Consider the following 26,340-nt stretch of genomic DNA (forward strand, 5'->3'; position numbering starts at 1 on the left):
CATTTTCTTATTTAATTTAGAGTAAAAATCTATTTTGTTAACTTTACTACCCTTTTATTTTGGCGTTATCAATGTTTTGCGTTAACTTTATAGCGGAAATACAAACATTGTTTATAGAGAAAACGATAACAAACAAAATACTTAAACACATGAAGAAAACTCTGCTGATGCTCGTTGTTATTTTCATTTCACTATATTCGCATTCACAAAGTCCCTTTCTGAATTTTAGAATTCCAGAAGAATCAAATAAGCGTATCATTGGATATTCTTCAAGTAATAAAATAAATGTTTTTTTGAATATAAAATATCAATCTTGTAATACTCTAATACAGTATTACAAACAGGATTCTAATAAATTGATTGTGTAACAAAAATAACGATATGATGAAAAAGTTTTTTTATTTGAGTGCGATACTAGCCATAGTTTTGGTTTCATGTAATTCAGAAAAGGAGTATATAGCAAAACTCTCTAATACCGCTTCTATGATTGAGAAAGAAGCTGATTTAAGTGAAGCAATAACTCTTCATTATTGTGATACTTGGAGAAAAGTAATTTACGATCATGAATACAATGGAGAATATTGCACTGATTTCAATGAAGCCTTAGCGAAGCATCAGGAGTTTATTATCACAACAGATACCTATAAGAGACTAAAACAAAAGAGAGATTCAATCGAGGCTATAATGCCACAACTAAATGATTATCCTTCCAGTTGTAAAGATGCTTATAATGAGTTAGTATCAATATATGCAGATACAGATGAATTATTCAGATTCGCAGATGAGCCTAGGGGCTCTTTATCTACATACTCAACAAAAACAACAGACCTTTATCAAAAGATAGAAAAGTCACTGAAAGAATTTAAAATAAAGCATATACAAAACAAATAATTTAAAAGAGTAGTATAGTTATTGTAGCAGCTTATTGAATTTAAGACTATCAAAAGACAAAATAATAATTTCACTTCAAGAGCAACTTCAGAAAGTACTGCTAGAAAATAGTGTTCAAAAGCTAGAAATTACTCTTTTGAATTATGAGTTAGAAAGGAATAGAACGAAGATCTCAAAATAGCGTTTTTGAACTAGCTTTGAAATAGTGACGGTATATGACAGCGATACCGTCACTATCGCAAGCATATACCGTCACTATCTTTACCGGATAGCGTCACCCTTTTACATGTTCAAATAATAATCCCGGGTTAGCGTCATATATTCCTCACTATATTGATGACGAGCCAGTTCTGTCAATAGTTCTTCTACAATGCACTCTTGATTGGAAAAAGAAAAAGTAATCAAAACACGTTTCGGAATACCGCCGGGTTTAGTGATTACATTCAGTTGACGGACTGCATATAATTTCTTTATAGAAGCTATCTTTTTTACCCGTTCAGCTACATCTGCCGGAATCACCACTGTAAAAAATCCGTTTTCTGTCAATAATCCGCTTACTCCTTCCAACAAATCTTCATAGCTCAAAGAATTATTGTGACGCGCCGCGGTTCTCTGACGATCCGGACATTCCAGCGAATCGACAAAATAAGGAGGATTAGAAACAATTACGTCGAATTTATCCGAAGACCTGTATTTCCTAAAATCAGCCTGCACCACCTCTACCCGCTCCTTCCAGGGCGAACGAATAACATTTTCCCTGGCTTGCCCGACAGCCGCTTCATCTATTTCCAACGCTACAATATTTGCATCCGGCAAACTGCGTTGCGCCAACATTAAAGCTACCAACCCTGTTCCCGTCCCAATGTCCAAAATCCGGTGCGCACTTTCAACGGAAGTCCAAGCTCCCAGAAGCACCCCATCCGTACCGACTTTCATGGCACATTTATCATGCCATACCGTAAATTGCTTAAATTGAAAATAAGGATTCGACATTTTATCCGTTTATCTTAAAGCCGTTTTATACTATTATTTTATTGCAAATCGCCAAAAATAAATAATAATTATGGAATACTCCCTTTACAAGCCGATATTTTGGCATTGTTTTTGTGTTTTTATTCTACGCAGTGCTTTATTATTAGAGAGAATCAATTAACTTTGCAAACGATTTATGCATATCAGTATGGCATAAACTAAATTAAAACGAAAAGATGAAAGAAAGATATTTATTGGAAGATGGAGGCGATAACAGCTTCTCGCTAATCACAGACTATGATGGGAACGATGAACAAGCATTTGATGTAAATGTGAAATCTGGTGAAATTCTTCCGGTACTCCCCTTACGTAATATGGTATTGTTTCCTGGAGTATTCCTGCCGATCACGGTAGGCCGTAAGTCTTCACTGAAACTCGTACGAGATGCTGACAAGAAACATAAAGATATTGCAGTAGTATGCCAGAGATCGGCACATACAGAAGATCCGAAACTGGAAGATTTACACAATATCGGTACCGTAGGACGAATTGTGCGGATATTGGAAATGCCCGATCAGACAACAACTGTCATTCTTCAGGGAATGAAACGTTTAAGTCTGACTAGCATCATCGAAACTCATCCGTACCTGAAAGGTGAAATAGAACTTTTGGAGGAAGATGTCCCTGGCAAAGATGATAAAGAGTTTCAAGCCCTGGTGGAAACTTGCAAGGACTTGACAATGAGATACATCAAATCATCAGATGTGATGCATCAGGATTCGTCGTTTGCTATTAAAAATATCAACAACTCAATGTTCCTGGTCAATTTCATCTGCTCAAACCTGCCGTTCAAGAAAGATGAGAAGATGGACTTGTTGAGCATCAACTCATTGCGTGAACGCACTTATCACTTACTGGAAATTCTGAACCGTGAAGTGCAGTTGGCAGAAATCAAGGCATCCATCCAAATGCGTGCCCGCGAAGATATCGACCAGCAACAACGCGAATACTTCCTGCAACAGCAGATCAAGACCATCCAGGATGAACTGGGTGGCGGCGGTCAGGAGCAGGAAATAGAGGAAATGCGCCAGAAGGCAGAAAGAATGCGCTGGAATTTAGAAGTCAGAGACACGTTCATGAAAGAACTTGCCAAACTGGAACGCACTCATCCGCAATCTCCGGATTACAGCGTACAGCTCAACTATCTGCAAACGATGCTCAATCTCCCATGGGGTACTTATACAACTGACAATCTGAACCTTAAAAACGCAGAAAAGACGTTGAACAAAGATCATTACGGACTGGAGAAAGTAAAAGAACGTATTTTAGAACATCTAGCCGTATTGAAGCTGAAAGGTGATATGAAATCACCGATTATCTGTTTGTATGGCCCTCCGGGAGTGGGTAAAACATCTCTTGGAAAATCCATCGCATCTGCGCTCAAACGGAAATATGTACGTATGTCTTTAGGCGGTGTGCATGACGAAGCAGAGATTCGCGGTCATCGTAAGACTTATATTGGCGCTATGCCGGGACGAATCATCAAGAGCTTGATAAAAGCCGGTGCTTCTAATCCTGTTTTCATCTTGGATGAAATAGACAAGGTCAGTGCTGACCGTCAGGGGGACCCTTCTTCTGCATTACTGGAAGTGCTCGACCCGGAACAGAATACATCTTTCCATGATAACTTCCTGGATGTAGACTATGACCTCTCCAAGGTATTGTTTATTGCAACAGCCAATAACCTGAATACAATCCCCGGCCCGTTGCTCGACCGTATGGAATTGATTGAGGTAAGCGGATATATCACAGAAGAAAAAGTAGAGATTGCCCGCAAGCATCTGCTCCCCAAAGAATTGGAAGCCAACGGACTTAAAAAGACAGATATTAAACTTCCCAAAGATACACTGGAAGCCATAATCGAGTCATATACCCGTGAAAGCGGTGTTCGTGAGCTGGAAAAGAAGATCGGTAAGATTCTTCGCAAATCAGCCCGTCAATATGCTACGGACGGTTATTTCGCCAAGACGGAAATCAAACCGACAGATTTGTATGATTTCCTTGGAGCACCGGAATATACACGCGACAAGTATCAGGGAAATGATTACGCAGGTGTAGTCACCGGATTGGCATGGACAGCTGTCGGAGGCGAAATCTTATTTGTAGAAACCAGTTTAAGCCGGGGCAAGGGCGGACGTCTTACATTGACCGGTAACCTGGGAGATGTGATGAAAGAATCTGCTATGCTGGCACTTGAATATATCAAGGCGCATGCTTCTGTCCTTAGTCTGAATGAAGAGATTTTTGATAACTGGAATATCCATATTCACGTTCCTGAAGGGGCTATTCCGAAAGATGGTCCGTCAGCAGGTATCACGATGGCCACTTCACTGGCTTCTGCCCTGACTCAAAGAAAAGTGAAAGCCAACATTGCCATGACGGGAGAAATCACTCTTCGCGGCAAAGTGCTTCCTGTGGGTGGCATTAAGGAGAAGATATTGGCAGCCAAACGTGCCGGAATCAAGGAAATCATCATGAGTGCCGAGAACAAAAAGAACATAGATGAAATTCAGGATATTTATTTGAAAGGACTGACTTTCCACTATGTAAACGATATAAAAGAGGTATTCGCTATTGCATTGACTAACGAGAAAGTAGCGGATCCTATTGATTTATCTGTTAAGAAACCCAGCCAGGAATGACATTTGAGTTACAATATACAGACACTAAAAGTAATGCCCGTGCCGGTCTGATAACAACGGACCACGGGCAAATACAAACACCTATCTTCATGCCGGTGGGCACACTGGGCACTGTGAAGGGAGTACATCTGACCGAATTGAAAGAAGATATTCAGGCACAGATTATTCTGGGTAATACCTATCACCTCTATTTGCGTCCGGGACTGGACGTGATCGAGAAAGCAGGCGGGCTGCACCGTTTCAACGGTTTCGACCGCCCCATGCTGACTGACAGCGGTGGTTTTCAGGTATTCTCATTAGCCGGAATCAGAAAGCTGCGTGAAGAAGGAGCCGAATTTCGTTCGCATATCGACGGAAGCAAGCACATCTTCACTCCGGAGAAGGTGATGGACATAGAACGTACTATCGGTGCGGATATTATGATGGCTTTTGACGAATGTCCTCCGGGCGACTCGGATTACGAGTATGCCAAAAAGTCATTAGGATTAACCCACAGATGGCTCGACCGTTGTATACAACGTTTTAACGAGACAGAACCTAAATACGGTTACAATCAGTCTCTCTTCCCCATCGTGCAGGGATGTGTTTATCCTGACCTGCGCAAGCAATCTGCAGAGTTTGTAGCGTCCAAAGGTGCTGACGGGAATGCTATCGGCGGTTTGGCGGTAGGCGAACCGGTAGACAAGATGTACGAAATGATCGAGATTGTCAATGAAATACTCCCCAAAGACAAACCCCGTTACCTGATGGGTGTCGGAACTCCTGTCAACATTCTTGAAGGAATAGAACGCGGTGTGGATATGTTCGATTGCGTTATGCCTACAAGAAACGGACGAAATGGCATGTTGTTCACCAAAGATGGCATTATCAATATGCGGAACAAGAAATGGGAAACAGACTTTTCTCCCATCGAAGCCGACGGAGCCTCTTGCGTGGATACATTGTACAGCAAGGCTTATTTGCGCCATCTTTTCCATGCGCAAGAGCTACTGGCTATGCAAATTGCCTCCATACATAATCTGGCATTCTATCTGTGGCTGGCAGGGGAAGCTAGAAAGCACATTATCGCCGGAGATTTCTCGACCTGGAAGCCGATGATGGTCAAAAGAGTATCAACTAGATTATAAGAAATGAAAAGCAATCGATTTATAAAACGGCTGGACTGGTATATCATCAAGAAGTTCTTGGGGACATACGTATTTGCTATTGCACTAATCATTTCTATTGCAGTGGTATTTGACTTCAACGAAAAGATGGACAAACTAATGGAGCATGAAGCTCCATGGGATAAAATTATCTTTGAATACTACATGAACTTTATCCCCTATTTCTCCAATCTGTTCAGTCCGTTGTTCGTATTCATTGCTGTTATTTTCTTTACCTCCAAACTGGCAGAAAACTCCGAAATTATCGCGATGTTCTCCACCGGTATGAGCTTTAAGAGGATGATGCGCCCTTATATGATTTCTGCCGCTATCATCGCCCTCGTCACTTTCACACTAAGTTCGTATGTGATTCCGAAAGGAAGTGTTACGCGTCTGAATTTTGAAGACCGGTATATCAAACCAAAGAAACAAAACTCGGTAAGCAATGTGCAGCTGGAAGTGGATAGCGGAGTGATTGCATATATCGACAACTATAACAACGCAATGAAAACCGGTAACCGCTTTTCATTGGACAAATTTGTGGATAAAAAGCTGGTTTCACATTTGACTGCACGACGGATTACCTACGATACCACCACCGTTCATAAATGGACGATCCACGATTATATGGTACGCGAACTGGATGGTTTAAAGGAAAAGATCACTAAGGGAGACCGGATAGACTCTATCATCAACATGGAACCTTCTGACTTTCTTATCATGAAAAACCAGCAGGAAATGCTGACCAGTCCCGAGTTAAGCGATTATATCGCCAAACAGAAACGAAGAGGATTTGCCAACATCAAGGAGTTTGAGATTGAATATCACAAACGAATCGCTATGTCGTTCGCCTCTTTCATCCTTACTATCATCGGTGTATCGCTTTCGTCCCGAAAAACGAAAGGCGGTATGGGGCTTCATCTGGGTATCGGATTAGGATTAAGTTTCTCTTATATCCTGTTCCAGACGATTACTTCCACCTTTGCCGTGAACGGAAATGTGCCGCCTGCCGTTGCAGTCTGGATTCCTAATATCCTTTATGCGGGTATCGCATTCTTCTTGTACCAGAAGGCACCTAAATAAAAGGTAGGCAAGCCTTCCGCAGTCTTCACGGATTCTATCCATAGATTGCCCTAAGGTTTTGGATGCACCGGATAAACGAAGAGTATAAAAGTAGAAGTTCCGCCTATTCTTGCTAATGCAAGTGTAGGCGGAACTTTTTTGTTGTATCCATTTCCTCTTTTGTCTATTCTCCATTATTTTCACCTGACGGTGATTTGGAAAATCCCTCTTTCTCCTTACATTCTTAAAATCGTTAACCGACTTCTTTTACATAAGCAGAAAGATCTGCAGCAGAGATGTTTTTGGCTATAATTACACCATTTCCATCCAATAAATAGTTAGTAAATCCCCGGTTTAAACGGTACTTCTTAAATAAGCCGGAATCCTCGCCTTCTGTTTCCACGAAACAAGTGGGCGTAACTATTTGATCCTTACGAACGGTTTCCTTAAATATTGACTGATATTCGTCAAATGAAATAGAAACCATTTCCACATTATGAGAAGAACGAAGCGCATTGCTCAAACTTACATTTTGCATCCGGGACTGCGCGTCATAACTTGCCCAAAAACTTAGCAACACGTATTTACCTTTCAAATTTCCCAATTTAAAGGCGGGTTGCCCGTTTGACGTAGATTCGATTTTAAAATCAGGGGCTACGTCACCCTCACTCAAACCTCCGGTAGGTTTGTCTTTCTCAACGAAAGCGGTCAAGGAACAAATCAGTAATACAACAAAAATCCATTTTACATGCTTCATGTAATTCGGTTTTAGTTAATACTATCCGGGACTGTCCTTAAACAGTGGTTTCTTCCCGAAACGTTGTCTTTTCAGGCATCAGGCGAAGAGGAATCCGCTGATTATCAGAGCCTTTATTTTTGAAACCGGGTGCAAAGGTAAGTAAATATTAAATTAACTTCCAAGCAAATAAGCAAAAATCTTACTTTTGGGGTATAACTTTTTATGTTATTTAGCATAAAAACGAACTTTTTTCTCTACTTTTGCAGCGTTAAAGTCTATTTTTTATGCAACCATCAAATACTGAATTGATTCTGATTCGAGTTACCGGCGAAGATCGCCCGGGACTGACTGCTTCCGTGACCGAAATCCTTGCCAAATATGATGCCACGATTCTTGATATCGGCCAGGCAGATATTCATAATACATTATCGCTGGGTATCCTGTTCAAGAGTGAAGAAAGACATTCCGGATTCATTATGAAGGAACTGTTGTTCAAGGCTTCTTCTCTGGGAGTAACCATCCGGTTTGAACCTATCACCACCGAGCAATATGAAAACTGGGTAGGTATGCAAGGGAAAAACCGTTATATCCTGACGGTTCTGGGACGCAAGCTTTCCGCCCGACAGATTTCTGCCGCTACAAGCATATTAGCCGAGCAGGGCATGAATATTGATGCTATCAAACGTCTGACAGGTCGTATCCCGTTGGATGAATGTCAGGCAGATACACGTACCAGGGCTTGCATCGAATTTTCAGTGAGAGGTACTCCGAAAGATCGCATTGCGATGCAGGAGAAGCTGATGAAGTTGGCCAGCGAACTGGAAATGGATTTTTCTTTCCAACAGGATAATATGTACCGTCGTATGCGCCGTCTGATCTGTTTTGATATGGACTCTACATTAATCGAAACAGAGGTGATTGACGAACTGGCTATCCGTGCCGGTGTAGGCGACGAAGTAAAGGCCATCACAGAAAGCGCCATGCGTGGAGAAATAGACTTTACAGAGAGCTTTACCCGCCGTGTAGCACTATTGAAAGGGCTGGACGAATCGGTCATGCAGGAAATAGCCGAGAGCCTGCCTATCACGGAGGGCGTAGAACGGCTGATGTATGTATTGAAGAAGTACGGTTACAAAATCGCCATCCTTTCGGGAGGATTCACTTATTTCGGCCAGTACCTGCAAAAGAAATACGGTATAGATTACGTCTATGCCAACGAACTGGAAATTATTGACGGCAAACTGACCGGACGTTACCTAGGAGATGTAGTAGACGGAAAACGGAAAGCCGAACTGCTCCGCCTCATTGCACAAGTGGAAAAGGTGGATATTGCACAGACCATCGCCGTAGGAGACGGAGCTAACGACCTCCCTATGCTAGGGGTTGCCGGACTGGGAATTGCTTTCCACGCAAAGCCTAAAGTGGTGGCAAATGCCAAGCAATCGATCAACACCATCGGACTGGATGGAGTGCTCTATTTCCTCGGATTCAAAGATTCTTACTTGAATATGTAATTAGACCAAAAAATAGATTATCTTTGCTGACAAATTAAATAAAAGAATGAAGTTTTCCGAACTACAATTAAATGCAAATGTGCTTGAGGCGCTTGATGCCATGCGATTTGACGAATGTACGCCTATACAGGAGCAGGCAATTCCAATCATACTTGAGGGTAAAGATTTGATCGCAGTAGCACAGACAGGAACAGGTAAAACGGCCGCGTTTCTACTGCCTGTATTGAATAAATTATCTGAAGGTAAACATCCGGAAGATGCGATTAATTGTGTCATCATGTCTCCTACCCGGGAATTGGCCCAACAGATCGACCAGCAAATGGAAGGGTTTTCCTATTTCATGCCGGTATCGAGTGTTGCCGTATACGGTGGAAATGATGGAATATTGTTCGAACAACAGAAAAAAGGACTCACTTTAGGAGCTGATGTTGTTATTGCTACTCCCGGACGTCTGATCGCCCATTTAAGCCTTGGATATGTAGATCTTTCCAAGGTTTCTTATTTTATTCTGGATGAAGCGGACCGGATGCTCGACATGGGATTCTATGAAGATATCATGCAAATTGCGAAATATCTGCCGAAGGAACGACAGACAATCATGTTTTCTGCAACAATGCCTGCAAAGATTCAGCAATTGGCAAACACAATCTTAAATAATCCGTCAGAGATAAAGCTCGCAGTTTCCAAACCTGCAGAAAAGATTATTCAGGCAGCATACGTTTGCTACGAAAATCAAAAGCTGGGAATCATACGCAGTCTTTTTATGGATGAAGTTCCGGAACGTGTGATTGTCTTTGCATCTTCTAAAATCAAGGTCAAGGAAGTAGCCAAGGCTTTGAAATCCATGAAACTGAACGTAGGAGAAATGCATTCGGATCTGGAACAGGCTCAACGGGAAACTGTTATGCATGAGTTTAAAGCCGGACGAATCAATATATTGGTAGCTACGGACATCGTTGCACGTGGTATAGATATCGATGATATCCGCCTGGTTATCAACTTCGACGTGCCTCACGACAGCGAAGACTATGTACACCGTATCGGACGTACAGCACGTGCCAACAATGATGGTGTAGCACTTACGTTCATCAGCGAGAAAGAACAAAGTAACTTCAAAAGTATTGAGAACTTCCTGGAAAAAGAGATTTATAAAATTCCTATTCCTGAAGAATTGGGAGAAGCTCCGGAATACAAACCGCGTTCTTTTAGCAAGGGCAAGGGTGGCAACTACAAAAGAAAAGATTTCCGGGGAAAAAGGAATAATAATAACGGAGGAAAGAGAAATAACCGTCCGTCTCCCCCCAGACAAAATTAAAGCAAGGCTTTTTTAATCCGGCACTATACGATCTGAATGTATGGTGCTTTTTTATTTGGATGAAGTGATAGTCAAATCTCCTTTAAAACTTACTTCCATATTTACAATGCTATATATGGAAGTTTCCGGAATGGCCAGGACAGCTTGATAATGAAAACCGTTCCGGTCTACTTTCATAAACTTTGTATCTGACAGGATGGATTGCTCCAGAAAATCGACAGGAAGTACTTTGTCAAACATCTGTTTGGTAACATCGCTGGCAAACAGGCTCTTTTTACCTTCATACACACAAATGTGCATCACATTATCATAGTATACATTATCCATGCTAATCCCGTCTTCGGAATAAGTCGTCTTGATGACTCTCATTTTAGAAGGATTAATATATACGTATGCGCGATAGCGAGTGCCATTATAGGTCACTACACTATCGCGTTTGGTTACTTCCGTATATGCCGGAATGACTAATTCCTGACGGACAAAATAGATTGAATCATTGGCATCTTCGGATTTATGCAACTTAATTACATCATCCGTTATGGAATGAAACCAGAATATATGTTCTGCCTGCTTATCAATCTTGTAATAAGTAGTATCATTTCCATAAGTATAAAGAGTATCCCGTATTATTTTAAATGCAATGGGAGTACTTTGTACATCTGCATAGTAGATAGTATCTCCTTCTACACGCATCAACGGGCTCTCCGTTTCATCGTCCAGCCAAATTCCCTGCAGTAGTCCTTTTGCACTAAGATCCTCTTTCTCTTGTTGAAGAGAATGGGGACTCTTATTGCCGCTACATGCCGCGAAAAAGATTGCCATTAACGATACAGCCACATTTTTCATCATCTATTTTAGTTTTTATATAAAGATACTCTTATTTTTTTATTTACCAATACAGTGATAAATAAATCCGAGTTCTTCCATCTCTTTTTTATCATATATATTACGTCCGTCCAACACAATCTGCCGGGACATCGTTTTCTTGATAACGGCCCATGAAGGCAGACGGAATTCTTTCCATTCGGTAACCAACATCAACACATCAGCATCCAGTACGGCATCATACATATCGCAAGCATAATAGATAGTATCACCAATCCTGCGCTTACATTCTTGCACGGCAGCCGGATCGTATGCGCGTACTTTACAACCTGCTTTCAGCAATTTATCGATCAGGACTAATGCCGGAGCCTCACGCATATCATCCGTTTCCGGTTTAAATGCCAATCCCCACAAAGCAACAGTCTTACCCTGCAAATCACCATTAAACTGTTTCATTAACTTTTCGAACAAGACGCTTTTTTGGTTCTCATTCACTTCTTCCACAGCCGTAAGTACCCGCATGGTATAACCATTCTGTTCTGCTGTTTTAATCAATGCCTTCACATCTTTGGGGAAGCAGGAACCACCATATCCGATACCCGGGTACAGAAACTTACGTCCGATACGAGTATCCGAACCTATCCCACTACGCACCATATTCACATCCGCACCAACAATCTCGCACAAGTTTGCAATATCATTCATAAAGCTTATACGGGTTGCCAGCATCGAATTTGCCGCATATTTAGTCATTTCCGCAGACGGAATATCCATGAAAATCACACGGAAATTATTCAATAAGAATGGTTTATATAGTTTGGACATCAATTTCTCCGCACGTGCCGACTCCACTCCCACTACCACGCGGTCCGGGCTCATAAAGTCACTGATAGCATTTCCTTCTTTAAGGAATTCCGGATTAGAAGCCACATCAAAATCAACCGTCACGCCTCTCTTATCCAGTTCTTCCTGAATAACCGCACGAACCTTACTGGCAGTGCCTACCGGAACGGTACTTTTGGTAACTACCAATTTATACTGTTTCATATTGCGACCAATGGTACGGGCCACCTCCAATACGTATTTCAAATCAGCGCTGCCATCTTCATCCGGAGGAGTTCCAACTGCACTGAATATAACTTCCACTTCATCCAGACAACTTTCCAATGAGGTAGTAAACTTCAATCGCTTTGCTTTCATATTACGGAGTACCATCTCTTCCAATCCATTTTCATAAATTGGAATGTTCCCCTTTTGCAAAGATTCGATTTTCTCTTTGTTCGTGTCTACGCACGTTACATTCACGCCAATTTCGGCAAAACATGTGCCTGACACCAGACCCACATACCCTGTTCCCACGATTGCAATTTTCATACTTAATCTATTGTTTGTTTAGAAATTCATTCAAAATAAACGGCGTCCTTGAAAGCAGTTCCCTCTCTGTCTTTCGCAGATAATAACATTTGCGACTCTGCCAACGGCCAGTCGATCCCCAATGCTTCGTCATTATATAAAATAGAGGCTTCTGCCTGCGGAGCATACTTGTTATCTACCTTATATGTAAAAACAGCTTCTTCACTCAAGACAGCAAAGCCATGAGCAAAACCACGGGGAATAAAAAATTGTCTCTTGTTTTCTTCACTAAGCAATACACAAACATGCTTTCCAAACGTAGGCGATGATTTACGCAAATCAACGGCAACGTCGAGCACTTCTCCTTTAAGAACACGAACCAGTTTCGCCTGACTATGTTCTCCTTTTTGATAGTGCAATCCACGCAATACACCAAAAGATGATTTCGACTCGTTGTCCTGTATAAAGTTTACGGGACCAATATTGGCTTCAAACTCTTCTTTCTTATAGGCTTCCATAAAATAGCCCCGTTCATCGGAGAAAACTCTAGGCTCGATCAGCCATACTCCGTCTATTTCTGTCTGTATATAGTTCATTATTGATAGTGATAAATAAAACGATGCAAAAGTAGTGAATTTTTCGAAGTTTTCTGGGATATATTCAATTTATCTCTTAATTTTGCAGACATGATTGAATTGGCACAACATATAGAGACTTTACTACTGGAAAACGACTGCGTCATTGTTCCGGGATTTGGTGGTTTTGTAGCACATTATTCGCCCGCAACCCGCGTAAAGGAAGAAAATATATTTTTACCTCCTACCCGTATAATCGGTTTTAATCCTCAATTAAAACTGAATGACGGCGTACTGGTGCAATCTTATATGTCAGCATACGACACAAGTTTTGCTGACGCCAGCCGTATAGTAGAAAAAGAAGTAAACGAATTTATCGGTCTCCTTCATGAGGAAGGGAAAGCCCATCTGGATAATATAGGTGAGATTCATTATAACATTTATGGTAACTACGAGTTCGTTCCTTATGATTATAAGATAACAACTCCTTCATTGTATGGTCTCGACTCTTTTGAAATACATGAACTTTCGGCTCTGCAGCAGAAAGAAAAAGTATTGGTACCGACTTATCAGGAAAAGGAAAAGAAGACTTTTGAAATTAGTATCAACCGCGCGTATCTCCGCAATGCTGCAGCAATGATTGCTGCCATCGTACTGTTCTTTGCCTTTTCAACTCCGGTAGAGAATACCGACGTTCAAAAGAACAATTATGCACAGTTATTGCCCAGCGAGCTTTTTGAGCAAATAGAAAAGCAATCAGTTGCAGTAACTCCTGTTTATGTTAAGAACGATGCTGCGCAACAAGCAAAGAAGCTTTCTGCTTCTTCCGCTTCAACCAAAACTTCATCTGCTAAAAAGCATACAACGGATAAAGCCAAGACTTCCAAACCGATCGCAGTAAGAGAAGTGAAAGTGGTAAAACAGGAAACAGCGGCTCCTGCTCCTGCGGTGAAATCTCAAGAAAGTGCAAATCATCCTTTTCATATCATTGTGGCAGGAGGAATCAGCCTGAAAGATGCAGAAGCTATTGCGAACCAATTAAAATCAAAAGGATTTGCAGATGCAAAAGCTTTGAGCACTGATGGCAAAGTACGTGTCAGTATCAGTTCATTCAACAACCGTGATGAAGCGACCAAGCAATTACTTGAGCTAAGAAAAAACGAAACTTATAAGAATGCCTGGTTACTGGCTAAATAAAAATCCCTTTTAAAAAGCATGAAACGAGTTCTTTGTCCTAAATGTGAGAATTATCTTTATTTTGATGAAACCAAGTATAGTGAAGGCCAATCACTGGTATTTGAATGCGAACATTGTGGCAAGCAATTCAGTATCCGGCTAGGAAAAAGTAAAGTTAAGGCTCTTAGAAAGGAAGAAAACCTGGAAGAAGAAGCTGAATCTCATAAAGAAGAGTTCGGATATATCACTGTAATCGAAAATGTATTTGGTTTTAAACAGTTACTTCCCTTGCAAGAAGGTGACAATGTCATAGGCCGCCGTTGCGTAGGAACAAACATTAATACTCCCATTGAAAGTGGTGATATGAGCATGGATCGACGCCATTGCATCATTAATATAAAGCGTAATAAGCAAGGAAAGCTAGTCTACACATTACGAGATGCTCCTAGTCTCACAGGTACTTTCCTTATGAATGAAATTCTGGGAGATAAAGACCGTGTACGTATTGAAGATGGCGCTATTGTGACAATTGGAGCTACCACATTTATTTTGCATACGGCTGAATGAACTTATAACTTATTTTGATACTCTCGCATGAATTCATCAGCGATATAGAGATTACCATAAAGATAAAGCCCTGTTTCCTTGTCATGCAAGTCAGCGCAAGTCTTACTTTCATAAAACAATTGCAATGCTCTGACTGGAGCAATTTCCAAGCGTTTTGAAAGTTCGGCAGCAATGACACCGATACGATTACTTAATATTATCTCTTGAATTTCAGGAGACTTTACAGGATCATTCTGCCAGTTCTGTTCCATCATAAATAAGGTATTTATCCGTAATATTTTGGTTTAACAAACAAATCTGATTATTTGGTTGGTGTTGAGCAAGACGCTGTAATGCTACATCAGCACTCATCAAACCAGACATATATAAATTTACCGTATCAATTACCCGGTCATTCGCGACACCTCCCTCTATATAATCATAATTTGCCGCTGGATTCAGTCCACGACGACTGGCTACAATAAATTCCAACCATTCCGAATCGTAAGCTTTGAACACCTTACAACGAGCCTTTTCCAAAACAAGTTCTCTATCAAGTTGGTAAATATTAATAATGGCTTGGGTGTTGCGTCGCTTAGCCGTTGCAATAGCCCAACGACAAGCCTGCTCTTTGATGTCTGTAACATAGAATCCACGACCAAAATCAAGATTCTCCCTTCCTAAACGACAAATAGGAACATCAACTCGTTCCGTTCCTCCATGATATACTGTTATTTTCATCGTTTTGCCTCCCAAGTTGTCAGACATTCTATCATATTATCAGTCACATGCTCGCGACTCTCGGTATGTAATACATCATAGCAAGGCAAGATGTAATTCTCAATCATGCCTACACGCTTCATGCGGGTAAAAACTTCTTGATATGATTTACCTAATCGGCGTGCCGTACTTTCAATGCAGGACGCTACAAATGCTAATGTCACTTCAGTATGTGATAATTCAATCAGATTTTCCATATTAAATCCTGTATAAAGCTAATTTGAGCTAATTACAAAGTTAATGAATATATCTGGAAACAGATAAAGTTTAATCTTCTTTTTATTGTTTTTGAATCATTCGATCCGTAGGAAGCACAATTCTAGTTCATATTAAATGGCATTACTAATATGAACAGAAATAAAAAAGGATAGGAATCTACATATTGGTAATATTCCTATCCTTTTTTCATTGTTTTATGTTCAAGCTATATCCAGATGTTCCGAAGAATACAATTTATGAGCTTTCCCATAAAGGCAATATCCAATTATAGCCGTAAGAAGTGAATAACCGAAAGAGGGAATCCACCAATAATAGTCTACAAATCTCCAAAGAAAAACAGAGCTTGCTATCCACATTAAAATAACACTCCATACAAACCATTGAGTTACTTTTTGAGTTGAGATAAACTTGGGCAGCATATTATTAGGTACACTTCTATCCGGTTCTCTCATTACTTTTCCATATACAAATATTTCAGATGAAGCCGGTGAGATATTGGATGGTTGACTTGAAGTTGTTTCAAAGAAATCAACCTCTCTCTTTTTCACGATTCGTGTCCAACTCTTCATCCATTCATAATGCCCAATAATACTAGCCAGCCAACACATAGAAGCAAGCCATCCTAAGGTAATAATCAAAAGTGGTAGCCATATACTATCTAAAAATGAAAAAATAGTTCCACTGCAAGGACTGTATTGAACATTTTCTGATTGCGGTATAATGTTATAAAATGCCACAAACAAAGCACCAACAAAAATGGCGTAATAGTTAACCCATGTGTGATAACGTTGTACATGGAACTGGTAGGCTTCAACAGCCTTGTCATATGCAGCTTGCTACTATATTTGAAAACAGGATTCAAGTATAAAACTCGAATCCTCTAGTTTTCTATTTACACAAAATCGTGGACAGTGCCTTTTGATAGTTGTATACTCTACCAAAATGCCCTCTACTTTTACCAACCTTAGGTTATATCTTATATCTTACAGAATACCTTTAACGGTCTCAAGCATTCCTTTTTCCTGGATAGAATCCAAATCAGCTTTTACGGCTTCTGTCAATCCCGGGATCTTATTCAAATCTTCTCCCCAGATAAAATCTGCAGCCAGAACACCTTCGGCAACTTTCTTTGTGCAACCTGTTGCCCAAAGTTCTTTCAGCAGGTTCATGATTTCAGGAGCATCATTCGGAACAATTTCAGCACCATCAGCACGTACACCACCTTTATAATAAGTAATGATAGCAGCTAATCCAAGCACCAGTCCTTTAGGAAGTTCACCTTTACGTTCCAGATAAGTCTTCAATCCCGGCAAATCACGAGTTTCGTATTTAGGGAAAGAATTCAGCATGATACTGGTTACTGCATGATCCACGAACGGATTGTTGAAGCGTTCCAATACATCATTTGCAAATTTCTCCAACTCATCCTTCGGCAAGTTCAAAGTTTCCATCAGTTCGTCAAACATTACCTTGTGAATATATTTACCAATCACTTCGTGCTGGCAAGCATCACGCACAATATTCACTCCCGAGAGATAAGCAACCGGAGAAAGAACTGTATGCGGGCCATTCAGCAAAGTAACCTTACGTTCGTGATAAGGAGCTTCTGACGGTACAAACAATACATTCAAGCCTGCCTTGTCAGCCGGGAACTCTTTTGCAACTTCCTGCGGAGCTTCAATCACCCACAAATGGAAAATTTCAGCCTGAACAACCAGATTATCATCATATTGCAGTTTTTCTTTGATAGCAGCAATATCCTTGCGCGGGAATCCCGGAACAATACGGTCTACCAATGTTGCATATACACCACAAGCTTCTTCAAACCAAGTTTTAAACTCGTTTCCCAGGTCCCACAATTCAATATATTGATAAATTGTTTCTTTCAACTTATGACCATTCAGGAAAATAAGCTCGCAAGGGAAAATAATCAAACCTTTTGTCTTATCACCATTGAATGTTTTAAAACGATGATAGAGTAATTGAGTCAGCTTACCCGGATAAGATGAAGCAGGAGCATCTTCAAGTTTACAGGCCGGATCAAAAGCAATACCAGCCTCTGTAGTGTTTGAAATAACAAAACGCATTTCAGGTTGCTCTGCCAACTTCATAAACTCGTCATTTTGAGTATATGGGTTTAAAGCGCGGCTGATTACATCAATCATTGTCAAGCTGTTAACTGCCTCTCCTTTATCCAATCCTTGAAGGTTTACATGATAAAGATCATCTTGTGCATTCAGCATATCGACCATCCCTTTATCAATCGGTTGAACCACTACTACACTGCTGTTGAAATCAGCTTTCTGGTTCATGTTATAAATAATCCAATCTACAAATGCACGCAAAAAGTTACCTTCGCCAAATTGGATAATACGCTCCGGACGTTGTGTTTTAGGAGCAGTTTCTTTGTTTAATGCTTTCATGTTAGTTGTAATTTATAAAGTTGATATTATACAAATTCAAAATAAAAATCAATGTTTTCCTTTATCAGGATATCAATAGGCATGTATTTTACAGGTTCAACAGACTTCTTAAACACGACATGATCGCACAAAGCCTTCACCCCACAATATCCTTGCAAACCCGGACGTTGCCCGATTAAATAATGCACATCACCGGATTTTAATAAATCTACGTTTGCTTTCAGAAGGTCATATCCTATCAGTCCTTTCATGCTACGTCCCGCATGACGAAGATACTCTCCCAACTGATACACTCTGGAATTAAATACAACTCCCAGTAAAGCCTTCGGATGTGCCTGAAAAAACTCATCCAATGTCTGTTGGTTACTTTCCTGATCGGATTTATTAAGTACTACCTCATGGATTACCAAGTTATTATATTCTTCGGCAATGTAACTCATAAAACCATCCAAACGGCGTTGCATCTGTATTTCAGCCGGATTATCTTTATTGTTACTTAAAAACAAAACCAACTCCTGGCCTTCTCCTGCCGAATAATTGCGCATCAATATTTTCGCTGCGATATATCCGCTCTTATATGAATCCTGCCCGATATATGTCAATGCTTTCGCTTCTTCCATATTGAAATCGACAAAAGCATAAGCAATCTTATTTTCCTGTAAATAAGCTGTCAACGCCAGTGTCTCTTCCCGGAAATTCGGAGAAATCAATACCGCATCCACATTCTTTTCTTTTATGGAAAGGCAGGCTTCCTGATAACTCTTCTCATCCCCATGGTGATAGCACAGATAATCTATACTCACATTAAAAGGACGCAACTCTTGCCGGGCACGCTCAATCCCCCCTACTACCGAATGCCAATAATCATGTTCTATATAATAAGGTATCAAACAGAGGAAAGAATATTTCTTTTTAGCAGCCAAACCGATAGCAAACACATTGGGCTGATAATGAATCTCATCCAACACCTTTTGTACTTTGGCTTTGCTTTTGGGAGACACATCACCGCGATTGTGCAACACCCTGTCAACCGTTCCGGCGGAAACACCGGCCATACGGGCAATGTCTTTAATGGTATAGTTCTGGTCCTCCATAGTGCTAAAACTTAAATATTATAAATAATCGCTGCAAATATACGAATTATTTTGTTACTCCAAGTAAATTTTCTATTTTTGTGTTCGATAACGGTTAATAAAACTAAAACAAGATTTACGCCTATTAGCTTTAAAATCAATACTATATAGGTATAAATACAGAAAGTAATAATTTTATATACTTAAAACACAGTAATAATGAAGAACTTCATGGACGAAAACTTCTTGCTGCAAACAGAAACTGCGCAAAAGTTGTATCACGAGCATGCGGCTAAAATGCCGATCATCGACTATCACTGTCACCTTATCCCTCAAATGGTAGCTGACGACTACAAGTTTAAATCACTGACTGAAATCTGGTTGGGCGGTGACCACTACAAATGGCGTGCAATGCGTACAAACGGTGTAGACGAACGTTTCTGTACGGGAAAAGATACCACAGACTGGGAAAAATTTGAAAAATGGGCGGAAACAGTACCTTACACTTTCCGCAACCCATTGTACCACTGGACTCACCTCGAACTGAAAACGGCATTTGGTATCAATAAAATATTGAATCCACAAACCGCACGTGAAATTTACGATGAATGTAACGAGAAACTGTCTCAACCCGAATATTCAGCTCGTGGAATGATGCGTCATTATCATGTAGAAGCCGTTTGCACAACGGATGATCCTATCGATTCATTGGAATATCATATCAAAACACGCGAAAGCGGATTTGAAATCAAGATGTTACCAACATGGCGTCCTGATAAGGCTATGGCTGTAGAAGTCCCTGCAGATTTCCGCAGTTATGTAGAAAAACTAGCAGAGGTAAGTGGTGTTACCATCTCCAACTTTGATGATATGATCGCTGCTTTGCGCAAACGTCATGACTTCTTCGCAGAACAAGGCTGCCGTCTGTCTGACCACGGTATTGAAGAATTCTACGCAGAAGATTATACAGATGCTGAAATCAAAGCCATCTTTAATAAGGTATATGGTGGCGCAGAATTGACCAAAGAAGAAATTCTGAAATTCAAATCGGCAATGCTTGTGATTTTCGGTGAAATGGACTGGGAAAAAGGATGGACTCAACAATTCCATTACGGCGCTATTCGTAACAATAACACGAAGATGTTTAAATTACTGGGTGCTGATACAGGCTTCGATTCTATCGGTGAATTTACAACCGCCAAAGCAATGGCTAAATTCCTTGATCGCCTGAACACTAATGGCAAATTAACTAAAACAATCCTCTACAACTTGAACCCATGCGCCAACGAAGTGATTGCAACAATGCTGGGTAACTTCCAGGATGGTTCTATCCCGGGAAAAATCCAATTTGGTTCCGGATGGTGGTTCCTCGATCAAAAGGATGGTATGGAAAAACAAATGAATGCTTTGTCAGTGCTCGGTCTTTTGAGCCGCTTCGTAGGTATGTTGACAGACTCCCGTTCCTTCCTATCCTACCCGCGTCATGAATATTTCCGCCGTACATTGTGTAACCTGGTAGGGCGTGACGTAGAAAACGGAGAAATTCCGGCATCTGAAATGGATCGTGTAAACCAAATGATTGAAGATATCAGCTACAACAATGCCAAGAACTTCTTCAAGTTCTAATAAATAGTAGTTACACTATAAAAATACCGCTACCAAAGTCGAATATAGCTTTGAGTAGCGGTATTTTTAATGTTGAATGATAAATCATTTATGAATATAGAAATGCACTCTAATCATGCCAGATAAGAGTGCATTTTTATTTATTAGTTTGAGATTTATCAGCTTTTTAGAAAGGCAGCCATCTTTTCTTCTTTTTCAGGGATGTTTTTTCTTCTTCTCCGCTTTGGCTATAGATATCTGCAAACGTCTTTTTCTCTTTAATCATTTCGTAAATGACTCCCCAGTCCGGTAAACCACCCAGATTTCGATCGTCAATGAACATGTCGGCTTTCAACTTTCGAGAGAATCCCTGATGGCCTTTCTGCTCTTCAGGATAATCCTTATTAACGGCATAAAATTCTAAACCTCTGGCTTTACACCATTCGACAGCCTCGTCCAGAAGTGCTCCTTCACGCACACTCCACAGTATTAAACGATGCTTTTCTTGTTGCAATAACTTCAATGTGTCAACAGCGAATGGAATCTCCTCACCAATGCGTGGATAACGATGTTCTACAATCGTTCCGTCAAAATCAACAGCTATAATCATAGTTTTTAATTACCTAATTTGGAACAAAGATACGGACAGTAAGCCAAAAAAAACGTATCTTTGTCTCAAATTAACATTTTAATAAAAATATAAATACATGAACAATTCCCCTCAGCGTGCTGCTAAAGGCTTTACGAGAGCTTTTTGGGTCAGCAACACAGTCGAACTGTTTGAGCGTATGGCATATTATGCCGTTTTTATCGTTCTCACTATTTATCTATCTTCCATTTTAGGTTTTAATGATTTCGAAGCAAGTATGATTTCCGGGCTTTTTTCCGGTGGATTGTATCTGCTTCCTATTTTTTCCGGTGCTTATGCTGACAAGATCGGTTTCCGGAAATCAATGATTATAGCATTTTCCTTATTATCCATCGGATATTTAGGGTTGGGTGTACTGCCCACTTTACTGGAAGCTGCCGGTTTGGTTAGTTATGGTGCCACTACTCAATTTAATGGTTTGCCTGATAGCTATACCCGGTGGATCATCGTGCCGGTTTTGTTTGTGCTTATGGTGGGAGGTTCTTTCATTAAGTCCATTATCTCCGCTTCTGTGGCTAAAGAAACAACGGAAGCAACCCGTGCCCGTGGTTATTCCATATTTTATATGATGGTAAATGTGGGTGCTTTCACCGGTAAAACGATTATTGATCCTTTGCGTAATGTCATTGGTGAACAAGCGTATATCTATATTAATTATTTCTCCGGTGCGATGACAATAGTTGCTTTACTTGCTGTTATTCTTCTTTATAAATCGACGCATACGGCAGGTGAAGGAAAAAGTCTCCATGAGATTGGACAGGGATTTATGCGAATCATCACAAACTGGCGTTTATTGATTCTTATTTTGATTGTTACTGGTTTCTGGATGGTGCAGCAGCAGCTTTATGCCACTATGCCTAAATATGTGATTCGTATGGCTGGCGAGACGGCAAAACCGGGTTGGATTGCCAATGTGAATCCGTTTGTGGTGGTTTGCTGCGTTAGTTTTATCACCCGTTTGATGGCCAAACGCAGTGCGATTACTTCGATGAATGTGGGAATGTTTTTGATTCCTATTTCGGCATTACTGATGGCATGTGGAAATTTGTTGGGTAATGATCTTATTACAGGTATGAGTAATATTACTCTGATGATGATTGCGGGTATAGTTGTGCAGGCGCTTGCCGAATGTTTCATTTCACCGCGTTATCTGGAATATTTCTCTTTACAGGCTCCTAAAGGAGAAGAAGGAATGTATTTAGGATTCAGTCATTTGCATTCATTCCTTTCTTCCATTTTCGGTTTTGGTCTGGCGGGAATTCTGCTCACTAAATATTGTCCGGATCCGGCTTTGTTCGAGACGCGGGAAGCATGGGAGGCAGCTAGTGGAAATGCCCATTATATATGGTATTACTTTGCTGCTATAGGCCTGATTGCCGCTGTAGCGCTACTATTATTTGCAAAAATCACCGAATCCATCGACAAAAAGAAGGAGGCTTCTCGGTAATTCTCTGCTTTTTTATGTATATTTGCCGTCACTTTGCTGTAAAAGTTGACGGCATTTTGCATTTTAATAAAGAGGATAAAACATGAAAGTAAAATTTATAAGCCTGGCGAGTGGCAGTAGTGGGAACTGTTATTATCTGGGCACTGAAACCTATGGGATACTGATAGATGCCGGAATCGGCATACGTACTATCAAAAAATCACTGAAAGATTATAATATCTTGATGGATAGTATTCGTGCGGTATTTATAACGCACGATCATGCTGACCATATTAAAGCAGTGGGTAATCTGGGAGAAAAAATGAATATTCCTGTTTATACAACCGCACGTATTCATGCTGGAATCAATCGTAACTATTGTATGACGGAGAAACTTAGCTCGTCAGTTCGTTATCTGGAAAAGCAAGAGCCTATGACGCTGGAAGATTTTCACATCGAATCTTTTGAAGTGCCACACGATGGAACGGACAATGTGGGGTATTGCATTGAAATTGATGGCAAAGTCTTTTCTTTCTTAACCGACCTTGGAGAGATTACTCCTACAGCTGCTCATTATATCAGTAAAGCCCATTATCTGATACTTGAAGCCAACTACGATGAGGAAATGCTCAAAATGGGGCCTTATCCTCAATATCTGAAAGAACGGATTGCAAGTAAAACCGGACACATGAGTAACTCTGATACTGCAGAGTTTCTGGCGGAAAATATCACTGAACATTTGCGATATATCTGGTTATGCCATTTAAGTAAAGACAATAATCACCCGGAGCTGGCTTATAAAACGGTGGAATGGAAATTAAAGAACAAAGGTGTTATTGTAGGCAAAGATGTGCAACTACTTGCTTTAAAGCGAAATACGCCTTCCGAGCTTTATGTGTTCGAATAAAGACGAAAAAAAGATAGTAAAAAAGCTGCATGATTGTTTGGTCAAATAAAATAAAAGACCTACTTTTGCAACCGCAAACGAGGAATTAAGCACTCTTAGCTCAGTTGGTAGAGCAACTGACTCTTAATCAGTGGGTCCAGGGTTCGAATCCCTGAGGGTGTACAAATTCAACGTTGCAATAAAAATAAAATGTTGCACTCTTAGCTCAGCTGGTAGAGCAATTGACTCTTAATCAATGGGTCCAGGGTTCGAGTCCCTGAGGGTGTACTAAGATTATTAAAAGGAGAACTTAAAAGGTTCTCCTTTTTTGTTAAGAGCCTTTTTTGTTGTTACAGTTCAGCTGTAGGAATAAAAAAACAAATCACAATTTACTACGCTTCTTTATTTTCCCACTTTTCCCTAAACTCCCATAATTGCTCAATAGTAGGATGAAAAGTCGGATTTTCCCAGTTTCTGGAAATCATTGCAATCAAAGATTCCAAATACGATTTACCATCAATAATGGTAGTACATTTATTGACCTGATATCTTTCTGTTGGATAATTCTTTGTCTCAATCATCTTTTTTGCCCAGTTCAATAATTCCTGAACAGCTTCATTGTCATAAGTATGTTGTGCCATATCTTTAGAATTTTCCGCAAAGATACAAAGTTTATTTATTCATAAATAAAGTTGTTCGTTTCTTTTTACTATAAAGATTCCATTTTAAATTTATACCTTTACGTCCAATATACTCAATTAGACTAACTAATAGAAGCAATAATTATGAAGAAAATTTTCATTTTAGTATGTTCATGTGCTCTTTTGGCAGCATGCAACAATAGCGCGAAAACAAACAAGAGTGCCGGTGCAGACAGTACCTCAATCGAAGTAACTGATATCCATAATGCGGAAAATTCACTTGATTACGAAGGAACTTATAAAGGAGTTTTCCCCGCTGCCGATTGTCCGGGCATTGAAACAACCCTGACATTAAATCCGGACAAAACATTCAGCCTCCATTCCGTATATATCGATAGAGACAGCTCATTTGACGAAAAAGGTACATATACTTTAAAAGACAACCTGTTGACTCTTAAAGAAGAAGGCGGAGAACTTTCTTATTATAAAGTAGGAGAAAATCATTTACGCAAACTAACAATGGATAAACAAGAAATAACCGGAGAACTTGCAGACCATTATGTTTTAAATAAAGAATAAGGTCTAAACAAATTTTGCTATCAATAGAGAACAAATTCAAGATTTTTTATGTTTATATAAATAGATATAAACTTAAAAATAGAACAACTTATGATTTATAGTTTTTTATTTCCCACAAAATCGAATACAACGAAAGTATCTTTGTTGCTATTGGCTACCCGGATCATCTTCGGTATATTATTAATGAACCACGGTATCCAGAAATGGAGTAACTTCCAGGAGATGTCAGCAGTATTTCCTGATCCGCTTGGAATAGGAAGTCCCCTATCTCTCGGATTAGCAATTTTTGGCGAACTTGTATGTTCGATGGCATTTATCATCGGATTCCTGTATCGCTTGGCAATGATCCCAATGATTTTCACAATGATAGTAGCCTTCTTTGTAGTTCATGCAAATGACGTATTTGCAGTTAAAGAGCTAGCTTTCATCTATTTAGTTGTATTTATATTGATGTATATTGCCGGTCCCGGTAAATTTTCAATAGACCATATCATAGGAAACGAATTGTCACGGCGGAAGTCAAGAGCATACAAAAATTAGAAATAATAGCCCCGATTAATTAAAAAATATTATATTTGCATACACATAAGAGAGAAATTATCAATATTTTTTATTAATCAAAAACATTTTAACATGAAAAGAGGGAAACTGACTTTAGTCGCAGTAGTACTTAGTGGTAGCTTATTATTCAGTTCTTGTGTAGGATCATTTGGTTTATTCAACCGCCTGTCTTCCTGGAATCAATCAGTTGGAAACAAGTTTGTAAACGAACTCGTATTCCTTGCTTTCAACATTGTTCCGGTTTATGGTGTAGCTTACCTGGCTGATGCTTTAGTTATCAACTCAATCGAATTCTGGAGTGGCTCCAATCCGATGGCTAATGTAGGTGACGTAAAGAAAGTAAAAGGAGAAAACGGCAACTACATGGTGAAAACTCTTGAGAATGGATATTCCATTACTAAAGAGGGCGAAACTGCTTCAATGGACCTGATCTACAACAAAGAAGCCAACACATGGAATGTCGTTGCAAACGGTGAAAGCGCTGAATTAGTAAAAATGAACAATGATGGCACTGCTGATTTGTTCTTGCCAAATGGCGAAAAGATGAATGTAACGCTGGATGCTCAAGGCATGCTGGCAGCACGCCAGGCTACAATGAGCAATTTTATGTTTGCCGCCCGCTAAAAATAAAAACAAATACGAAGGAGATGAAACATCATATAGGAGTTTCATCTCCTTTTTCA

At 40.0% G+C, this 26,340-nt stretch carries 27 protein-coding genes and 2 tRNA genes; 16 read left to right on the forward strand and 13 right to left on the reverse strand.

Going from position 1 to position 26,340, the window contains the following annotated elements; all coding sequences use genetic code 11:
* The first annotated feature begins 381 nt into the window (after positions 1–381).
* Entirely contained in the window at positions 382–891 is a 510-nt protein-coding gene (locus tag H8796_RS18450) for a hypothetical protein (protein ID WP_004295913.1), read from the forward strand.
* Between the two features lie 282 nt (positions 892–1,173).
* Here the strand turns inward: H8796_RS18450 and H8796_RS18455 are convergent, their stop codons facing one another.
* Complete coding sequence (locus H8796_RS18455) at positions 1,174–1,884, reverse strand: tRNA1(Val) (adenine(37)-N6)-methyltransferase (protein WP_004295912.1); 711 nt, start codon at positions 1,882–1,884, stop codon at positions 1,174–1,176.
* A 215-nt stretch (positions 1,885–2,099) separates the two neighbouring features.
* Here H8796_RS18455 and lon point away from each other — a divergent pair, with 215 nt between their 5' ends.
* From lon to H8796_RS18470, 3 genes are read left to right on the forward strand one after another with little or no spacing between them, the layout of a single operon-like run.
* Entirely contained in the window at positions 2,100–4,565 is a 2,466-nt protein-coding gene (lon, locus tag H8796_RS18460) for an endopeptidase La (protein WP_004295911.1), read from the forward strand.
* Positions 4,562–5,692, forward strand: coding sequence for a tRNA guanosine(34) transglycosylase Tgt (gene tgt, locus H8796_RS18465; RefSeq protein ID WP_004295910.1), 1,131 nt, complete (start codon positions 4,562–4,564; stop codon positions 5,690–5,692). The genes lon and tgt overlap by 4 nt, the downstream gene beginning before the upstream one ends.
* Before the next feature lie 3 nt (positions 5,693–5,695).
* The gene (locus H8796_RS18470) at positions 5,696–6,793 is read left to right on the forward strand and encodes an LptF/LptG family permease (RefSeq protein ID WP_004295909.1); all 1,098 of its coding nucleotides are present in this window, start codon (positions 5,696–5,698) and stop codon (positions 6,791–6,793) included.
* Positions 6,794–7,025: 232 nt separating this feature from the next.
* Here H8796_RS18470 and H8796_RS18475 read toward each other — a convergent pair whose 3' ends face one another.
* Entirely contained in the window at positions 7,026–7,529 is a 504-nt protein-coding gene (locus tag H8796_RS18475; protein ID WP_004295908.1) for a thioredoxin-like domain-containing protein, read from the reverse strand.
* Positions 7,530–7,795: 266 nt separating this feature from the next.
* Here H8796_RS18475 and serB point away from each other — a divergent pair, with 266 nt between their 5' ends.
* Together serB and H8796_RS18485 are read left to right on the forward strand one after the other, a co-directional pair.
* On the forward strand, positions 7,796–9,025 hold the full coding sequence (gene serB / locus H8796_RS18480; RefSeq protein ID WP_004311666.1) for a phosphoserine phosphatase SerB: 1,230 nt from the start codon (positions 7,796–7,798) through the stop codon (positions 9,023–9,025).
* 46 nt (positions 9,026–9,071) lie between these two features.
* The gene (locus H8796_RS18485) at positions 9,072–10,340 is read left to right on the forward strand and encodes a DEAD/DEAH box helicase (protein ID WP_004295906.1); all 1,269 of its coding nucleotides are present in this window, start codon (positions 9,072–9,074) and stop codon (positions 10,338–10,340) included.
* A 51-nt stretch (positions 10,341–10,391) separates the two neighbouring features.
* On the opposite strand, the gene H8796_RS18490 is transcribed toward H8796_RS18485, so the two are convergent.
* From H8796_RS18490 to rfbC, 3 genes are read right to left on the reverse strand one after another with little or no spacing between them, the layout of a single operon-like run.
* On the reverse strand, positions 10,392–11,189 hold the full coding sequence (locus H8796_RS18490; RefSeq protein ID WP_004295905.1) for a DUF4738 domain-containing protein: 798 nt from the start codon (positions 11,187–11,189) through the stop codon (positions 10,392–10,394).
* A gap of 36 nt (positions 11,190–11,225) precedes the next feature.
* A complete protein-coding gene (locus tag H8796_RS18495) occupies positions 11,226–12,539 on the reverse strand; it encodes a UDP-glucose/GDP-mannose dehydrogenase family protein (RefSeq protein ID WP_004295904.1) in 1,314 nt (437 codons plus the stop codon).
* 26 nt (positions 12,540–12,565) lie between these two features.
* Complete coding sequence (rfbC, locus tag H8796_RS18500; RefSeq protein ID WP_004295903.1) at positions 12,566–13,114, reverse strand: dTDP-4-dehydrorhamnose 3,5-epimerase; 549 nt, start codon at positions 13,112–13,114, stop codon at positions 12,566–12,568.
* A gap of 90 nt (positions 13,115–13,204) precedes the next feature.
* On the opposite strand from rfbC, the gene H8796_RS18505 reads away from it, so the two are divergent.
* A complete protein-coding gene (locus tag H8796_RS18505; protein WP_117937918.1) occupies positions 13,205–14,290 on the forward strand; it encodes an SPOR domain-containing protein in 1,086 nt (361 codons plus the stop codon).
* An 18-nt stretch (positions 14,291–14,308) separates the two neighbouring features.
* A complete protein-coding gene (locus H8796_RS18510) occupies positions 14,309–14,836 on the forward strand; it encodes an FHA domain-containing protein (protein WP_117937916.1) in 528 nt (175 codons plus the stop codon).
* A 2-nt stretch (positions 14,837–14,838) separates the two neighbouring features.
* On the opposite strand, the gene H8796_RS18515 is transcribed toward H8796_RS18510, so the two are convergent.
* From H8796_RS18515 to H8796_RS18540, 6 genes are all read right to left on the reverse strand, one after another.
* Positions 14,839–15,090, reverse strand: a complete 252-nt coding sequence (locus tag H8796_RS18515; protein WP_044656573.1) for a hypothetical protein — start codon at positions 15,088–15,090, stop codon at positions 14,839–14,841.
* Positions 15,065–15,583, reverse strand: a complete 519-nt coding sequence (locus H8796_RS18520; RefSeq protein WP_004315339.1) for a DUF3990 domain-containing protein — start codon at positions 15,581–15,583, stop codon at positions 15,065–15,067. Before H8796_RS18520 ends, H8796_RS18515 begins: the two co-directional genes overlap by 26 nt.
* Entirely contained in the window at positions 15,553–15,792 is a 240-nt protein-coding gene (locus H8796_RS18525; RefSeq protein ID WP_008017560.1) for a DUF3791 domain-containing protein, read from the reverse strand. The genes H8796_RS18520 and H8796_RS18525 overlap by 31 nt, the downstream gene beginning before the upstream one ends.
* A 222-nt stretch (positions 15,793–16,014) precedes the next feature.
* Positions 16,015–16,452 (reverse strand): hypothetical protein, encoded by a 438-nt coding sequence (locus H8796_RS18530; protein ID WP_233530415.1) that lies wholly within the window; start codon positions 16,450–16,452, stop codon positions 16,015–16,017.
* 345 nt (positions 16,453–16,797) lie between these two features.
* Positions 16,798–18,237, reverse strand: a complete 1,440-nt coding sequence (locus tag H8796_RS18535; protein WP_117937914.1) for a tagaturonate reductase — start codon at positions 18,235–18,237, stop codon at positions 16,798–16,800.
* 26 nt (positions 18,238–18,263) lie between these two features.
* Positions 18,264–19,331 (reverse strand): substrate-binding domain-containing protein, encoded by a 1,068-nt coding sequence (locus tag H8796_RS18540; RefSeq protein ID WP_004303151.1) that lies wholly within the window; start codon positions 19,329–19,331, stop codon positions 18,264–18,266.
* 198 nt (positions 19,332–19,529) lie between these two features.
* Between H8796_RS18540 and uxaC the strand changes: the two genes are divergently transcribed.
* Positions 19,530–20,936, forward strand: a complete 1,407-nt coding sequence (uxaC, locus tag H8796_RS18545) for a glucuronate isomerase (protein WP_117937912.1) — start codon at positions 19,530–19,532, stop codon at positions 20,934–20,936.
* 166 nt (positions 20,937–21,102) lie between these two features.
* Here uxaC and H8796_RS18550 read toward each other — a convergent pair whose 3' ends face one another.
* Positions 21,103–21,525 carry a BT0820 family HAD-type phosphatase gene (locus H8796_RS18550; RefSeq protein WP_117937911.1) on the reverse strand — a complete coding sequence of 141 codons (423 nt, stop codon included), beginning with the start codon at positions 21,523–21,525 and terminating at the stop codon, positions 21,103–21,105.
* Between the two features lie 97 nt (positions 21,526–21,622).
* On the opposite strand from H8796_RS18550, the gene H8796_RS18555 reads away from it, so the two are divergent.
* The 4 genes from H8796_RS18555 to H8796_RS18570 all read left to right on the forward strand — a co-directional run bounded on the left by H8796_RS18555 (position 21,623) and on the right by H8796_RS18570 (position 24,164).
* Positions 21,623–23,011 (forward strand): peptide MFS transporter, encoded by a 1,389-nt coding sequence (locus H8796_RS18555; RefSeq protein WP_004295896.1) that lies wholly within the window; start codon positions 21,623–21,625, stop codon positions 23,009–23,011.
* A gap of 82 nt (positions 23,012–23,093) precedes the next feature.
* Positions 23,094–23,897, forward strand: a complete 804-nt coding sequence (locus tag H8796_RS18560) for an MBL fold metallo-hydrolase (protein WP_117937909.1) — start codon at positions 23,094–23,096, stop codon at positions 23,895–23,897.
* A gap of 89 nt (positions 23,898–23,986) precedes the next feature.
* Positions 23,987–24,059: transfer RNA gene (locus H8796_RS18565), tRNA-Lys, on the forward strand.
* 32 nt (positions 24,060–24,091) lie between these two features.
* Positions 24,092–24,164, forward strand: a tRNA-Lys gene (locus tag H8796_RS18570).
* 104 nt (positions 24,165–24,268) lie between these two features.
* Here the strand turns inward: H8796_RS18570 and H8796_RS18575 are convergent.
* On the reverse strand, positions 24,269–24,517 hold the full coding sequence (locus H8796_RS18575) for a hypothetical protein (RefSeq protein ID WP_004295894.1): 249 nt from the start codon (positions 24,515–24,517) through the stop codon (positions 24,269–24,271).
* 144 nt (positions 24,518–24,661) lie between these two features.
* On the opposite strand from H8796_RS18575, the gene H8796_RS18580 reads away from it, so the two are divergent.
* The 3 genes from H8796_RS18580 to H8796_RS18590 all read left to right on the forward strand — a co-directional run bounded on the left by H8796_RS18580 (position 24,662) and on the right by H8796_RS18590 (position 26,281).
* On the forward strand, positions 24,662–25,096 hold the full coding sequence (locus H8796_RS18580) for a copper resistance protein NlpE (RefSeq protein WP_008998265.1): 435 nt from the start codon (positions 24,662–24,664) through the stop codon (positions 25,094–25,096).
* Positions 25,097–25,186: 90 nt separating this feature from the next.
* Positions 25,187–25,636: a DoxX family protein gene (locus tag H8796_RS18585; RefSeq protein WP_117937907.1), complete on the forward strand. Its 450-nt coding sequence runs from the start codon at positions 25,187–25,189 to the stop codon at positions 25,634–25,636.
* Between the two features lie 93 nt (positions 25,637–25,729).
* Positions 25,730–26,281, forward strand: a complete 552-nt coding sequence (locus H8796_RS18590) for a DUF3332 domain-containing protein (RefSeq protein ID WP_004295891.1) — start codon at positions 25,730–25,732, stop codon at positions 26,279–26,281.
* The last annotated feature ends 59 nt before the right edge of the window (positions 26,282–26,340 follow it).

This window comes from Bacteroides sp. M10 (assembly GCF_014334015.1).
Lineage (GTDB): Bacteria > Bacteroidota > Bacteroidia > Bacteroidales > Bacteroidaceae > Bacteroides > Bacteroides intestinigallinarum.

Coding starts and splice junctions, on each gene's coding strand:
- H8796_RS18450 (WP_004295913.1), top strand. CDS start 382: ATGATGAAAAAGTTTTTTTATTTGAGTGCGATACTAGCCATAGTTTTG.
- H8796_RS18455 (WP_004295912.1), bottom strand. CDS start 1,884: ATGTCGAATCCTTATTTTCAATTTAAGCAATTTACGGTATGGCATGAT.
- lon (WP_004295911.1), top strand. CDS start 2,100: ATGAAAGAAAGATATTTATTGGAAGATGGAGGCGATAACAGCTTCTCG.
- tgt (WP_004295910.1), top strand. CDS start 4,562: ATGACATTTGAGTTACAATATACAGACACTAAAAGTAATGCCCGTGCC.
- H8796_RS18470 (WP_004295909.1), top strand. CDS start 5,696: ATGAAAAGCAATCGATTTATAAAACGGCTGGACTGGTATATCATCAAG.
- H8796_RS18475 (WP_004295908.1), bottom strand. CDS start 7,529: ATGAAGCATGTAAAATGGATTTTTGTTGTATTACTGATTTGTTCCTTG.
- serB (WP_004311666.1), top strand. CDS start 7,796: ATGCAACCATCAAATACTGAATTGATTCTGATTCGAGTTACCGGCGAA.
- H8796_RS18485 (WP_004295906.1), top strand. CDS start 9,072: ATGAAGTTTTCCGAACTACAATTAAATGCAAATGTGCTTGAGGCGCTT.
- H8796_RS18490 (WP_004295905.1), bottom strand. CDS start 11,189: ATGATGAAAAATGTGGCTGTATCGTTAATGGCAATCTTTTTCGCGGCA.
- H8796_RS18495 (WP_004295904.1), bottom strand. CDS start 12,539: ATGAAAATTGCAATCGTGGGAACAGGGTATGTGGGTCTGGTGTCAGGC.
- rfbC (WP_004295903.1), bottom strand. CDS start 13,114: ATGAACTATATACAGACAGAAATAGACGGAGTATGGCTGATCGAGCCT.
- H8796_RS18505 (WP_117937918.1), top strand. CDS start 13,205: ATGATTGAATTGGCACAACATATAGAGACTTTACTACTGGAAAACGAC.
- H8796_RS18510 (WP_117937916.1), top strand. CDS start 14,309: ATGAAACGAGTTCTTTGTCCTAAATGTGAGAATTATCTTTATTTTGAT.
- H8796_RS18515 (WP_044656573.1), bottom strand. CDS start 15,090: ATGATGGAACAGAACTGGCAGAATGATCCTGTAAAGTCTCCTGAAATT.
- H8796_RS18520 (WP_004315339.1), bottom strand. CDS start 15,583: ATGTCTGACAACTTGGGAGGCAAAACGATGAAAATAACAGTATATCAT.
- H8796_RS18525 (WP_008017560.1), bottom strand. CDS start 15,792: ATGGAAAATCTGATTGAATTATCACATACTGAAGTGACATTAGCATTT.
- H8796_RS18535 (WP_117937914.1), bottom strand. CDS start 18,237: ATGAAAGCATTAAACAAAGAAACTGCTCCTAAAACACAACGTCCGGAG.
- H8796_RS18540 (WP_004303151.1), bottom strand. CDS start 19,331: ATGGAGGACCAGAACTATACCATTAAAGACATTGCCCGTATGGCCGGT.
- uxaC (WP_117937912.1), top strand. CDS start 19,530: ATGAAGAACTTCATGGACGAAAACTTCTTGCTGCAAACAGAAACTGCG.
- H8796_RS18550 (WP_117937911.1), bottom strand. CDS start 21,525: ATGATTATAGCTGTTGATTTTGACGGAACGATTGTAGAACATCGTTAT.
- H8796_RS18555 (WP_004295896.1), top strand. CDS start 21,623: ATGAACAATTCCCCTCAGCGTGCTGCTAAAGGCTTTACGAGAGCTTTT.
- H8796_RS18560 (WP_117937909.1), top strand. CDS start 23,094: ATGAAAGTAAAATTTATAAGCCTGGCGAGTGGCAGTAGTGGGAACTGT.
- H8796_RS18575 (WP_004295894.1), bottom strand. CDS start 24,517: ATGGCACAACATACTTATGACAATGAAGCTGTTCAGGAATTATTGAAC.
- H8796_RS18580 (WP_008998265.1), top strand. CDS start 24,662: ATGAAGAAAATTTTCATTTTAGTATGTTCATGTGCTCTTTTGGCAGCA.
- H8796_RS18585 (WP_117937907.1), top strand. CDS start 25,187: ATGATTTATAGTTTTTTATTTCCCACAAAATCGAATACAACGAAAGTA.
- H8796_RS18590 (WP_004295891.1), top strand. CDS start 25,730: ATGAAAAGAGGGAAACTGACTTTAGTCGCAGTAGTACTTAGTGGTAGC.